This window comes from Streptomyces sp. NBC_00212, from assembly GCF_045206365.1.
GTDB lineage: Bacteria > Actinomycetota > Actinomycetes > Streptomycetales > Streptomycetaceae > Streptomyces.
The window spans coordinates 1,064,498-1,076,199 of the sequence record NZ_CP108115.1; the positions used below are offsets into that span (position 1 = coordinate 1,064,498).

Genomic DNA, 11,702 nt, shown 5'->3' on the forward strand with positions numbered 1-11,702 from the left:
GGCCTACCAGTTGGCCGGCGCGTAGTCCTTGAGGAAGACGCTGTGCAGGTCCTCGCCCAGCTCGCCGCGCACGATCGGGTCGTAGACGCGGGCGGCGCCGTCGACGAGGTCGAGGGGGGCGTGGAAGCCCTCCTCGGCGAGCCGCAGCTTGTCGTGGTGCGGGCGCTCGTCGGTGATCCAGCCGGTGTCGACCGAGGTCATCAGGATCTTGTCGGTCTCGAACATCTCCTGGCCGCTGGTCCGGGTGACCATGTTCATGGCGGCCTTGGCGGCGTTGGTGTTGGGGTGTCCCGCGCCCTTGTAGCCGCGACTGAAGACGCCTTCCATCGCCGAGACGTTCACGACGTACGCGCGGCCGTTCGGCGCCTTGCGGGCGGCGTCGGCCATGGCCGGGCGCAGGCTGCTGATCAGGATGAACGGCGCGGTGTAGTTGCACAGCTGGGTTTCGAGGAGCTCGACCGGGGAGATCTGGTCGATCGACTGCACCCAGGTGTTGCTGTCGACGACGTCGGGGAGCAGCCCGCCCGCGTCGAGCGCGGTGCCGTCCTGGTACTTGGCGATGCTGGCGTTGCCCGCGACCAGGGCGAGGTCGGCGACCCGCTGGGCGTCGAGGCCCGAGGTGCCGACGGGGAGCGCGGTCAGGCCGTCGACCGCGCCGGAGTTGAAGGCTCCGATGACGTCGTGGGCGGGGAGCTCGCCGGCCGGCAGCGGGGCGCTCTCGCCGTCCACCAGGGCGGCGTAGGCGGAGGGCAGCCGGCGCACGGTCTGCGTCGCGTTGTTGATCAGGATGTCCAGCGGGCCCTGCTCGGCCGTCCGCTCGACCAGGGCGACCACCTGGGCCGGGTCGCGCAGGTCGATGCCGACGACTTCGAGGCGGTGCATCCAGTCCGCGGAGTCCTCCATCGCCTTGAAGCGGCGGATGGCGTCCTTGGGGAAGCGGGTGGTGATGGTGGTGTGCGCGCCGTCGCGCAGCAGCCGCAGCGCGATGTACATGCCGATCTTGGCGCGGCCGCCGGTGAGCAGGGCGCGCTTGCCGGTGAGGTCGGTGCGCGCGTCACGGCGGGCCCGGTTCTCGGCGGCGCACTTCTGGCACAGCTGGTGGTAGAAGGCGTCGACCTCGACGTACCGGGCCTTGCAGACGTAGCAGGACCGGGGGCGCTGGAGTATGCCCGCGATCTCGCCGGTGACGGACGAGCTGGGCAGCAGGCCCTCGGTCTCGTCGTCGATGCGCTCGGCGGAGCCGGTGGCGGTAGCCTCGGTGACGGAGCGGTCGTGGGCGGTCTTGGCGGCGCGGCGCTCCTGGCGGCGGCGCTGCTTCACGGTCCGGTAGATGCCGGCGGTGGCGCGGCGCACGGCGATCGCGTCGGGGTGGTCGACGTCGATCTGGTCGAGTTCCGCCAGCACGCTCAGGCAGAGCGCGAGCCGCTCGGGGTCGATGCCGGGGCCGAAGTCCTGGTCGACGCCCTGCTCGGGCCGCTCGTCGACACCGGGACCGTGCTCCTGGTCCTGGAAGTCCTCTGTCACCGTCATCGCCGCTGCGTTCCTCGATCAGTCGTGAATATAAGTTCCCAAAAGCGCCATGGTACGGAGCGATCGCCCCACATACCAAACCGCCCGCCCCGGGGGGAAGAGGGGGCGGGCGGTGGCACAAGGGCTGGCTGGGCGCATCCTGCTAGGGGCGCCAGGGAACTGCGCGACCAGCCACGACGGACCCGCAGCCGAAAAACGTGACGCGCTCAGCGCACCACGGGCGGCGCAGCGGAAGCCGCGGTGCCCCATCCGGAGGGGGCGGAACCGACCGTGAAGGCCAGGTTCCGCCCGGCCCTGAGGTCCGCCCCGGTGAGATACGTACGGGCCTGGACACGCCCGTCCAGCCGAGCACCCTGGATGTAGCGGGCAGCGTCGGACGTGCCCGGGGCGGTCACCGTGAACCCGCCGCGCGGGTAGTACCGACGGTCGAGCGAGAGGTCGACCCGGTCGAAGACGGGCGTGGACAGCCCCCACGTGTCCGTGCCGGGCTGGACCGGGAAGATCCCGATCGAGGACAGCACCATCCACGCCGACATCGTCCCGAGGTCGTCATTGCCGGTCATCCCGGTCGGGGCGTCGGTGAACAGGGTCAGCGCGGCGTGCACCACGTCCGTGGTCTTCCAGGGCTGCCCGGTGGAGAGATAGGTGTACGGAGCGATGAGGTCCGGCTCGTTCTGCGGGTTGTACTTGTCCGCGTTGTAGTACGAGTACGGCCCGTTCACCCACACCTCCCGGGCGGTCTTCGCCGGGTCCGCGAGGAGCTTGTCGTACGCGAAGAACGAGTCGAGGCGCCGGTTGGCCGCGTCCTGTCCGCCGATGAGGGAGACCATCCCGGGCAGGTCCTGCGGCACGAGCCACTGGTACTGCCAGGACGTGCCCTCGTGGAAGCCCTCGCTCTTGGCCGGGTCGGCGGGTCCGGTGAAGGCGCCCTGGGCGTCACGGGCGCGGAAGAACCCGGTCGAGGGGTCGAAGACCCTCCGGTAGTTCTGCGCGCGGGCGGTGTAGCGCGCGGCGTCCTCAGGGTGTCCGAGCTCGCGGGCCATCCTGCCCAGCATGGCGTCGGAGAGCGCGTATTCCAGGGTCGCGGACGCGCCGTGGTCGAAGTCGGAGTCGCCGGGCTTGGTGTGCGGGCGGTCCTTGATGTAGGGGGCGTAACCGTCCCTGATGTAAAGGGAGTTGGCCTCGCGGCCGACGGCCGGGGAGTCGGCGGGCGGCACCCCGTCGGCGTTCTTCTTCAGCGCCCGGTACGCCTCTTCCTCGTACCCCTTGAGCAGTCCCTGCGCGTAGGCGTTGGTGAGGAACGGGGTGACCGGGTCGCCCGTCATGATGTTGGTCTCGACGGTGCCGTAACCCCATTTCGGCAGCCAGCCGCTCTCCTCGTCGATCTTCAGCACGGAGATCGCCATGTCGCGGGCCTCGCGCGGGGCCAGCAGCGAGAGGAGCTGGGTCTGGGTGCGGTAGGTGTCCCAGAGAGACCAGTTCTGGTAGTAGTCGAAGCCGCCGGCGCGGTGGATCTTCTGGTCCCAGCCGGTGTAGCGGCCGTCGGTGTCGCTGCCGATGTTGGGCGCGAGGAACGAGCGGTAGAGCGAGGAGTAGAAGGTGCGGCGCAGGGTGTCGCTGCCGCCCCGGGCCCGTACGGTTTCGAGCCTGCTCTCCCAGGCGTCGCGGGCCGCGCGCGCCACCCGGCCGAAGCTCTTGCCGCCCTCGGCGCGCAGGTTGCCGGCCGCGCCCGCCGCGTCCACATAGCTGAGCGCGGTGGTCGCCTCGACGGTGCGGTCCTCGGTGGTGTCGAAGCGCAGCCAGGCGCCGTTGCCCGCGCTGCCGCTGGACTTCTTCGTACCCTCGCTGACCTTGCCGTCCTTCCAGGTGCCGGACGCGGTGAAGGGGCGGTCGAAGCGGGTGACCGTGTACACGGTGTACGGCTTGGTGTCCTGGCAGAAGCCGCTGCCGGTGATGGCGGTGCGGACGGTGCGCGCGTCCAGGATCTCGACGGTGGTGGAGATCGTCCTGTGCAGTGACTGGCCCGCGTTGAGCAGGACGTCGGCCTTGTCGGTGGCGGGGAAGGTGTAGCGCTGGACGCCGGTGCGCGCGGTGGCGGTGAGCTCCGCGGTGATCCCGGAGTCGAGGCCGACCTTGTAGTAGCCGGGGCTCGCCCGCTCGGTGTCGTGGCTGAACTTGGCGGCGTAGCGGGCGTAGTCGGTCTCCGTGATGTCGCCCGTCGTGGGCAGGGTGGGCAGATCGCCGCCGAGCCCGCAGCCCACGCCCGACAGGTGCACGCCGGAGAAGCCCCGGATGTGGTCCTGGGCGTGGTCGTAGCCGGTGTTGTGGCCGGTGTCCGGGGAGAGCTGGACCATGCCGAACGGCACGGCGGCGCCCGGATAGGTGTTGCCCTCGTTCTCGGTGCCGATGAACGGGTTGACCAGATCGGTCAGTTGACCGCCGCCGGCTGGTGGCGCGGCCTGGGCGGCGGGCGCGGCGAGCACCCCGGCAAGCAGCGCGAGGGCGGCGAGCCCGATGCCCGCGCCGCGCGTTCTCCAGTTCGGACGCATGGGTGGAACCGCCTCCTTGGACCGTGGACAACGTTGTCAGAGCGCGATCATTCTTCGACCTCATGCGTGTACGCGTCAAGGGTTCGGGCATGGGTTGGAACACGGGTCGGGGCACGGCAGGGGGCCCGGCGGGATTTCCCGTCGAGCCCCCAACTCCCTTGCTGCTCCTGCCTGCTACGCGTGGTGCGGCGCCACCCGGGACAGGACCTCCGTACGCAGCCCGGCCGGGTCGATGCCGAGCGCCGCGAGGACCTCCGCCCCCCGGCCCCCGTCACCGGCCGCGAGCAGCCCGAGCAGCATGTGCTCCGTGCCGAAGCGGTCGTGCCCGAGGGCCTTCGCCTCACGGAGGGTGGCCTCCAGGACCTTCTTGGCGCGCGGCGTGTACGCGGGCCGGGGGTACTGGAAGGTGCCGGCGCCGAACGTGCTGTCGGCCTGGCGCTTGATCTCCTCGACGTCGATGCCGATCGAGGCGAGCGCGTCCTTCGCGGGCTGCCCGCCGGTGCTCGGCACCCCGGCCGCTTCCAAGATCCGTACCGCCTCTTGGCGGGCCCGGCCCACCTCGACGCCCCGCGCGGTCAGCGCGTCCCAGGCGGTGCTGTCGTCGGTTCCGGCGAGGCCCAGCAGGATGTGCTCCGTGCCGATGAAGTCGTGCCCCAGCGCCAGCGCCTCGTCCTGCGAGGCCACGATCGCCCGCTTGGCCCTCTCGGTGAAAAACTCGAACACCTTCAGTCCTCCTTGCCCGTGGCTTTGCGCCTGCTCGCATGCTTCTCGTGCACCGACTGCCTGCTGACGTTCAGCGAGGTGGCGATGGACTGCCAGGACCAGCCCTGGTCGCGGGCGTTGTCGACGTGGACGCGCTCCAGCTCCTCCAGGAGGCGGCGCAGCGCTACGACCGCCGCGAGTCCGACGGCGGGGTCCTTGTTGGTGACTTGTCCGGCCAGCGAGGCCGGTGTGTCCTCAGCTCCCATGTCTGTCAGGTTGCCCTGACAGACAGGGGTTGTCAAGAAATCCTGACAAGCCGCCGGGCGGCGAGGAAGTACTGCCCAGTAGGTGGCAGTTCGTGCCATCGAGGCACGTACTCGCCGGTGGCCGGTTCCCACCTCGCGGGCAGCGGCGTTCGCCGATCGGCGCCAGTGGGCGGACCAGCCCACGGAAGGTGATCTTCCGATCCCCTTGACGCCCATTTTGAGCTGCGGTTTTACTGAAAGTCCGATATCTGGGACGACTTTGGTCGTACGCCCCTACTCCTCCTGGAGTACTAAGCAATCGGTGCTCAGGGACGACGACACGGGGTCCGCAACGAGACATCGTGGAGCCATGAGCGCCCTTGTCCTGGCCGTGTTGCTGTCTCTGGTCTCCGCCGTCGCGTACGCGGCGGCGGCGATCGTGCAGGAGCGCGTCGCGGCGTCCGGGCCGGGCAGCACGTACGCCCCGGTGCGCCGCCCGGCCTGGTGGGGCTCGGTCACTCTGAACGGCCTTGGCGCGACGCTGCACGTCGCCGCCCTGGCGTGCGGCCCGCTCACGCTGGTGCAGCCGATGGGCGCGCTCACCATCGTGTTCGCGCTGCCGATGTCAGCCGTCCTCGTAAGACGCAGAGCCGGGGCAGCCGCCTGGCGCGGCGCGGTCATGGCCACCGCGGGCCTGGCCGGGCTGCTCGTGCTGACCAACGGGGCGGGCGCGGACGACCTCGCCACGGGGTCGCGCCTGGTGCTCGCCGCCTCCGGGTTCGGGGCGGTCGCGGCGCTGTTCGTGGCGTCCAAGGCCCTGCGCCGGGCGGCCACCCGCAGCGTGCTGCTCGCCACGGCGGCGGGCGGCGCGTTCGGCCTCGCCTCGGTGTTCACCAAGTCCGTCGCCGAGGACTGGCAGTCGGGGCTTCCCCTCAGCGAGCTGCCCGTCCTGTTCGCGATAGCCGGGTTCGCGATCTCGGGGCTGCTGCTCTCGCAGGCCTCCTACAGAGGCGCGGGCCTCGCGGCGCCACTGGCGACGGTCACCGTCGTCAACCCGGTGGTCGCAGCGGCCATCGGCCTGACGCTGTTCGGCGAGTCCTTCCGGTACGGGACGGCGGGCACCGCGGTCGCCCTCGGCTTCGGTGTCGTGGCGGCGGGCGGGCTGATCCTGCTCACCACGGAACGGCTGAGCGCTGCCCACCACGACAAGCCGGTCCTCGCCTCCGACACGGCCTCCGCCGGGCGCCAGGGGGACAGCCCCGATCAGACGGCGACGCCGCCCGCCCTCAGGTAGGCCAGCGGGTCGACGTCGGATCCGTACGCCGGTCCTGTGCGTATCTCGAAGTGCAGATGCGGCCCGGTCGCGTTGCCGGTCGCACCCGAACGCCCTATCCGCTGGCCGGTGTTGACCTTCTGGCCCGCCTTCACGTTGACCGCCGACAGGTGGGCGTACTGGCTGTATCTGCCGTCGGGGTGGTGGATCACCACCTGGTATCCGTACGAGCCTCCCCAGCCGGCCTCGACGACCGTGCCCGAGGTGACCGCCTTCACCGAGGTGCCGGTGGCCACCGGGAAGTCGACGCCGGTGTGGTAGCCGCTAGCCCAGGACGAACCGGCCAGGTGGTACGGGGTGCTGGGGTGCACGTCGACCGGCGCGGTGAACCCGGCCGACTTGGTGGCGACCTTCGCCGCGGGCGGCTTGGCGGCGGGGGGCTTGGGGGTGGACTTCGGCGGGGTCGTCGGCTTCGCGGGGGCGGCGCCGGGCAGCGTCAGGTGCTGGCCGGGCCGGATGAGATCGGGGTCGGCGCCGACGACCGTGCGGTTGTCCGCGTACAGCCTGGGCCAGCCGCCCTGGACGCGCTCGCGCCCGGCGATCGTGGACAGTGAGTCGCCGTGCACGACGGTGTACGACTCCCGCGGGCCGGGCACCTTGGTGGGGCTCGGCGGCTCGGCCTTCTTCGCGGCGGGCGCCGGGGACTTCGGCGCGGCGGGGGCCGCCTTCGGCTTGATCTCGGTCCGGCGCCGGTCCGTCGTGGTCAGCTGCGGGGCCGTGCCACCCCGGGTGAGACCGGCCTCGCCCGAGCAGACCGGCCAGGCGCCGGGGCCCTGCCCCTTGAGCACCTTCTCGGCGATCACGATCTGCTGGTCCCGGGCGGCCAGGTCCGCTCGCGCGGCGTACTGGCGGCCGCCGTACGCCTCCCAGGTGGACTGGCTGAACTGCAGCCCGCCGTAATAGCCGTTGCCCGTATTGATGTGCCAGTTGTTGGTCGACTCGCAGGCCGCGACCTTGTTCCAGACGTCCACGGAGGCGGCGTCCGCGGTGCCCGCGCCGATCAGTGGGAGGGCGATGCCCGCCCCGCCGGCCGTGACCGTCAGGGACGCCCGGTTGATCCGGCTCGGCTGATACCGGCGGTGCCGGCCGCGTAAGGCCATGAGTCCCCCTCGAAGGCATCAAGAGCCGCCAAAATAGGGGCTGCGAACTGGTCATGACAAGGGGGCGGACAAGTGGAGGGCGGGCCTCGGCGGGCCCGGGACTTTCGTCGGCCGTGTCGGGAATCCCGACCGTGCCGGATGACGTGGCGTGTTCCGTAGGGTGGGCGGCAACCGTGCGCCGTGACGGTCGCTCGTGGCGCCGCGAACCCCGAGGATCCAGGAGCACACGCATGAGTGGAACAGCCCAGATCGGCGTCACCGGACTCGCGGTCATGGGCCGCAACCTCGCCCGCAACTTCGCGCGCAACGGGTTCACGGTCGCCGTGCACAACCGGACGGCCGCCAAGACCCGCGCGCTGGTCGAGGAGTTCGGCACCGAGGGCAGCTTCGTGGCGGCCGAGTCGCCCGAGGAGTTCGTGGCCGCCCTGGAGCGGCCGCGCCGGCTCGTCATCATGGTCAAGGCGGGCGAGCCGACGGACGCGGTGATCAAGGAGTTCGCACCGCTCCTGGAAGAGGGCGACGTCATCATCGACGGCGGCAACGCCCACTTCGAGGACACCCGCAGGCGCGAGCGCGAACTGCGCGAGCGCGGCATCCACTTCGTGGGCGTCGGCATCTCGGGCGGCGAGGAGGGCGCGCTGCACGGGCCGAGCATCATGCCGGGCGGCTCGGCCGAATCGTACGACTCGCTCGGGCCGCTCCTGGAGCGGATCGCGGCGAAGGCCCCGGACGGCACCCCGTGCGTCACGCACGTGGGCCCGGACGGCGCGGGCCACTTCGTGAAGATGGTCCACAACGGCATCGAGTACGCCGACATGCAGCTCATCGCGGAGGCGTACCACCTGCTGCGTACGGTCGCGGGCTACTCCCCCGCGAAGATCGCCGAGACGTTCCGGGGCTGGAACACCGGGCGCCTCGACTCCTATCTGATCGAGATCACGGCCGAGGTGCTCGCCCACGTCGACGCGGCCACCGGCAAGCCGTTCGTCGACGTCGTCCAGGACCAGGCGGAGCAGAAGGGCACCGGCCGCTGGACGGTGCAGATCGCGCTCGACCTCGGGGTCCCGGTGTCGGGCATCGCCGAGGCCGTGTTCGCCCGCTCCCTGTCGGGCCACGCCGAACTGCGCGAGGCGGCCCGCTCCCTGGCCGGGCCTGCCGCGGCCCCGCTGGGCGAGGCCGAGGCGACGGCCTTCGCCGCGCAGGTGGAGCAGGCGCTGTACGCGTCCAAGATCGTGTCGTACACGCAGGGCTTCCACCAGATCCAGGCGGGCAGCGAGAACTACGACTGGGGCGTCGACCCGGGTGCGGTCGCGGCGATCTGGCGGGCGGGCTGCATCATCCGGGCCGCTTTCCTCGACCGGATCCGGGGCGCCTACGACACCAAGCCCGACCTGCCGAGCCTGCTCTCGGACAAGCGGTTCGGCGACGAGATCGGGGCGGCGCAGGACGACTGGCGTGCGGTGATCGTGGCGGCGGCCGGGCAGGGCGTGCCGGTGCCCGGCTTCTCGGCGGCGCTCGCGTACTACGACGCGCTGCGCGCCGAGCGGCTCCCGGCCGCGCTCACGCAGGGCCAGCGCGACTTCTTCGGCGCGCACACCTACCGGCGCACCGACCGCGAGGGCTCGTTCCACACGCTGTGGGGCGGCGACCGCTCCGAGGTGAGCACTGGCTGACCAGCGGTTCCGCCGGGCCCGAAGCCGTCAGCCGGCCGGTTCGGGCTCCGGCGGACCCGGTACGGGGTCGGGGCCCGGCGGCTGCGGCACGGGGTCCGGCAGACCGGGGTCCGGGTCCGGTTCGGGCGGCTTGGGATCGGGCCCGGGGCTCGGCGGCCGGGGGTCGGGTCCCGGCCCCGGCCTCGGCGGCGTGGGATCCGGCCCCGGCCCGGGTCCTGGCACCGGCCCCGGGTCGGGGTCCGGCAGCGGCGTGGGCCACGGCGGGACGGGGTCCGGGTGCGGGACGGTCATGGTCGGCCTCCTCAGGGTCTGAGTTCAGCTTCACCTGCGCGCGTTCCCGGCGCCCGCCGGTTCAACCCGTCCGAGTCGGAGCCTGTGTCTGATCCGGACGCAGTTCCGACACCGGCTCTCAGCCCACCACGGCGGCCGCCGCGCGCAGCCCGGGCCGGGGGCTGGACAGCACCGGGACCTCGATCGTGGTCCGTGCCGCGGCGGGAGCCATCGAGGCCTGCGCCAGAACGACGACGTCCACGTCCCTCAGCGCGTCCACGGTCGCCGCGATCTGTGCGAAATACGCGTCCGCGTCGCCCGATTCGAAATGCTGCCAGGCGTCCTCCGCAAGCACCGTGCGCAGGGCGAGGGGCCGGTCTCCGGCCTCTTCGCGGATCAGGTCGGCGGTCGGCTCCAGGGTGGAGGCGACCGTCGCCACGACGGCGATCCGGTCGCCCTGCGCCACGGCGGCCGCCGCCATCGGCCGGTCGACCCGGAGCACCGGGACGCCGAGCGGTGCCGCTGCCGCCTCGGCGATGCCGCCGATCGTGGAGCAGGTGCACAGGACCGCGTCCGCGCCCTGGGCCACCGCCTCGGCGAGGGCGGCCTCGACGTCCGCGGTCACGGCGTCCGGGCCCAACTCCCTTGCCCGGCTGAGCAGTTGCTCGTGCACCAGGTGGCGCAGTTCGAGGTCCGGGGCGTCCTCGTCGCGCAGGGCGTCGAAGACCGGGACGTGGGCGGGCGAGGTGTGCAGCAGCGCGAGCATGGTCACCACAGTTCCGGGTTGGCGGCGAGTTGGGCCTGGGCGGCTTCGACGAGGCCGGCCGGGGCGGCGGGCGCCTCAGCCGGGTGGCGTTCGGCCCACTTCGCGGCGTACGGGCAGAGCGGCACGACCGGCACGCCCTCGCGTGCGGCCATGGCGTAGAACTCCCGCACCAGGGCGCCCGCGATGCCCTTGCCCTCGTACGCGGGCTCCACGACGGTGTGCACCGCGACCAGCGCGGCCGGCTCCGTGTCGAGCGTGAAGTAGGCGATGCGGCCCGCCACTTCACCGTCCTCGAAGGCCGCGAGCAGCCCCCGGGAACGGTCGTCTCGGATCTCTGCCATGGTGCGGGGTCCTCTCCCGTGGTGGCCGCGTTCAGCTCTGGGCGGGAATCCGGGCGTGCGGGCTGCGCCGCTGGTCGCTGCCGGGGACCGGCGCCGAGGCATCGGTGCCGAGCTCGACGATGCGGTTGGCCGCGTCCACGTGCACCACGCTGGGCTTCAGGGCGCGGGCCTCGGCGTCGTCGACCTGGGCGTAGCTGATGAGGATCACCAGGTCGCCGGGGTGCACGAGGTGGGCGGCGGCACCGTTGATGCCGATGACGCCGGAACCCCGCTCGCCCTCGATGACGTACGTCTCCAGGCGGTTGCCGTTGTCGATGTCGACGATGTGGACCAGCTCACCGGGGAGCAGGTCGGCCGCCTCCATGAGCTCGGCGTCCACGGTGACCGAGCCCACGTAGTGGAGGTCGGCCTGGGTCACGGTGGCTCGGTGGATCTTGGACTTGAACATGGTGCGCAGCACTGCGTCACACTCCTGCCGGACAGAGGGTCGCGGCCCCGGGCGGGGTACGCGCCAACGTCTGACAGGGTACGGCTCCGGATCATCAGGCGGGGCGGCAGCCCGGTGGGTGGACGGGGCGGGCCGCCTCAGTCGAAGGTCTCGACCTCGGCCTCGGCCTGCGCCTTGGCCCGGCGGCCGACCACCGCCGCGGCAGCCACCGCGCTGCCGAGGAAGGCGAGTGCGACGGTCCACGGCTGGTCGAGCAGGTGGTCCGTGGCGTGGTCGAGGGAGTAGCGGCCCGCGCCCGCGAGGCCGATCGCGGCGGCGGTGAAGCCGAGGAACGCCGGGTATTCGAAGCCGCCGCCCTGGGCGAAGAACCCGGCCGGCGCGTGCACGGAGACCGCGCCCGCCATGGCTCCGGCCGCCGCGGCTCCGGCGGCCGGGGTGGCCAGACCGACGACCAGCAGGGCGCCGCCGCCCATCTCGCCGAGCCCAGCCGCGATGGCGCTCTGCTTGCCGGGCCGGAACCCCATGTGTTCCATGGCGGCGGCGGTGCCTTCGAGCCCGACCCCGCCGAAGCAGCCGAACAGCTTCTGGGCGCCGTGCGCCATCAGTACGGCGCCGGTGCCGGCCCGCAGCACGAGCAGTCCGAGGTCGCGTCGGTTGAGGCAGGTCATGGCTTCTCCCGGAGCGTGGGGCGGATGGGCTCGGGATCCACTCTCCGGGTCGCGGTGCTGCGACCCGCAGCGTTACT

Annotated in this window: 11 protein-coding genes; 2 read left to right on the forward strand and 9 right to left on the reverse strand. The window is 72.2% G+C overall.

What is annotated here, in order from left to right; genetic code table 11:
- Positions 1 to 3 precede the first annotated feature (3 nt).
- The 4 genes from OHA17_RS04925 to OHA17_RS04940 form a co-directional block, all read right to left on the reverse strand.
- Positions 4 to 1,530, reverse strand: a complete 1,527-nt coding sequence (locus OHA17_RS04925) for an SDR family NAD(P)-dependent oxidoreductase (RefSeq protein WP_406504378.1) — start codon at positions 1,528 to 1,530, stop codon at positions 4 to 6.
- Between the two features lie 206 nt (positions 1,531 to 1,736).
- Positions 1,737 to 4,079 carry a GH92 family glycosyl hydrolase gene (locus OHA17_RS04930; RefSeq protein WP_406504380.1) on the reverse strand — a complete coding sequence of 781 codons (2,343 nt, stop codon included), beginning with the start codon at positions 4,077 to 4,079 and terminating at the stop codon, positions 1,737 to 1,739.
- A gap of 174 nt (positions 4,080 to 4,253) precedes the next feature.
- Positions 4,254 to 4,802, reverse strand: a complete 549-nt coding sequence (locus OHA17_RS04935) for a Clp protease N-terminal domain-containing protein (RefSeq protein WP_406504382.1) — start codon at positions 4,800 to 4,802, stop codon at positions 4,254 to 4,256.
- 2 nt (positions 4,803 to 4,804) lie between these two features.
- Positions 4,805 to 5,047: a hypothetical protein gene (locus OHA17_RS04940; RefSeq protein WP_053730920.1), complete on the reverse strand. Its 243-nt coding sequence runs from the start codon at positions 5,045 to 5,047 to the stop codon at positions 4,805 to 4,807.
- A gap of 349 nt (positions 5,048 to 5,396) precedes the next feature.
- Between OHA17_RS04940 and OHA17_RS04945 the strand changes: the two genes are divergently transcribed.
- A complete protein-coding gene (locus tag OHA17_RS04945; protein WP_406504384.1) occupies positions 5,397 to 6,320 on the forward strand; it encodes a DMT family transporter in 924 nt (307 codons plus the stop codon).
- Here the strand turns inward: OHA17_RS04945 and OHA17_RS04950 are convergent.
- Positions 6,290 to 7,459 (reverse strand): transglycosylase family protein, encoded by a 1,170-nt coding sequence (locus OHA17_RS04950; protein ID WP_406504386.1) that lies wholly within the window; start codon positions 7,457 to 7,459, stop codon positions 6,290 to 6,292. The two genes, OHA17_RS04945 and OHA17_RS04950, sit on opposite strands and share 31 nt — an antisense overlap.
- Before the next feature lie 230 nt (positions 7,460 to 7,689).
- Here OHA17_RS04950 and gndA point away from each other — a divergent pair, with 230 nt between their 5' ends.
- Positions 7,690 to 9,132, forward strand: a complete 1,443-nt coding sequence (gene gndA / locus OHA17_RS04955) for an NADP-dependent phosphogluconate dehydrogenase (RefSeq protein ID WP_406504388.1) — start codon at positions 7,690 to 7,692, stop codon at positions 9,130 to 9,132.
- Between the two features lie 409 nt (positions 9,133 to 9,541).
- Here gndA and OHA17_RS04960 read toward each other — a convergent pair whose 3' ends face one another.
- The 4 genes from OHA17_RS04960 to OHA17_RS04975 all read right to left on the reverse strand — a co-directional run bounded on the left by OHA17_RS04960 (position 9,542) and on the right by OHA17_RS04975 (position 11,625).
- The gene (locus OHA17_RS04960) at positions 9,542 to 10,168 is read right to left on the reverse strand and encodes an aspartate/glutamate racemase family protein (RefSeq protein ID WP_406504390.1); all 627 of its coding nucleotides are present in this window, start codon (positions 10,166 to 10,168) and stop codon (positions 9,542 to 9,544) included.
- 2 nt (positions 10,169 to 10,170) lie between these two features.
- Positions 10,171 to 10,509, reverse strand: coding sequence for a GNAT family N-acetyltransferase (locus OHA17_RS04965; protein WP_406504392.1), 339 nt, complete (start codon positions 10,507 to 10,509; stop codon positions 10,171 to 10,173).
- 31 nt (positions 10,510 to 10,540) lie between these two features.
- Positions 10,541 to 10,969 (reverse strand): aspartate 1-decarboxylase, encoded by a 429-nt coding sequence (panD, locus tag OHA17_RS04970; RefSeq protein WP_053730925.1) that lies wholly within the window; start codon positions 10,967 to 10,969, stop codon positions 10,541 to 10,543.
- A gap of 125 nt (positions 10,970 to 11,094) precedes the next feature.
- Positions 11,095 to 11,625 carry a DoxX family protein gene (locus tag OHA17_RS04975; protein WP_406504394.1) on the reverse strand — a complete coding sequence of 177 codons (531 nt, stop codon included), beginning with the start codon at positions 11,623 to 11,625 and terminating at the stop codon, positions 11,095 to 11,097.
- Positions 11,626 to 11,702 lie beyond the last annotated feature (77 nt).

Excerpts from the sequence above, each read along its gene's own strand:
- OHA17_RS04925 (WP_406504378.1), bottom strand. The coding sequence starts at position 1,530 with ATGACGGTGACAGAGGACTTCCAGGACCAGGAGCACGGTCCCGGTGTC.
- OHA17_RS04930 (WP_406504380.1), bottom strand. The coding sequence starts at position 4,079 with ATGCGTCCGAACTGGAGAACGCGCGGCGCGGGCATCGGGCTCGCCGCC.
- OHA17_RS04940 (WP_053730920.1), bottom strand. The coding sequence starts at position 5,047 with ATGGGAGCTGAGGACACACCGGCCTCGCTGGCCGGACAAGTCACCAAC.
- OHA17_RS04945 (WP_406504384.1), top strand. The coding sequence starts at position 5,397 with ATGAGCGCCCTTGTCCTGGCCGTGTTGCTGTCTCTGGTCTCCGCCGTC.
- OHA17_RS04950 (WP_406504386.1), bottom strand. The coding sequence starts at position 7,459 with ATGGCCTTACGCGGCCGGCACCGCCGGTATCAGCCGAGCCGGATCAAC.
- gndA (WP_406504388.1), top strand. The coding sequence starts at position 7,690 with ATGAGTGGAACAGCCCAGATCGGCGTCACCGGACTCGCGGTCATGGGC.
- OHA17_RS04960 (WP_406504390.1), bottom strand. The coding sequence starts at position 10,168 with ATGCTCGCGCTGCTGCACACCTCGCCCGCCCACGTCCCGGTCTTCGAC.
- OHA17_RS04965 (WP_406504392.1), bottom strand. The coding sequence starts at position 10,509 with ATGGCAGAGATCCGAGACGACCGTTCCCGGGGGCTGCTCGCGGCCTTC.
- OHA17_RS04975 (WP_406504394.1), bottom strand. The coding sequence starts at position 11,625 with ATGACCTGCCTCAACCGACGCGACCTCGGACTGCTCGTGCTGCGGGCC.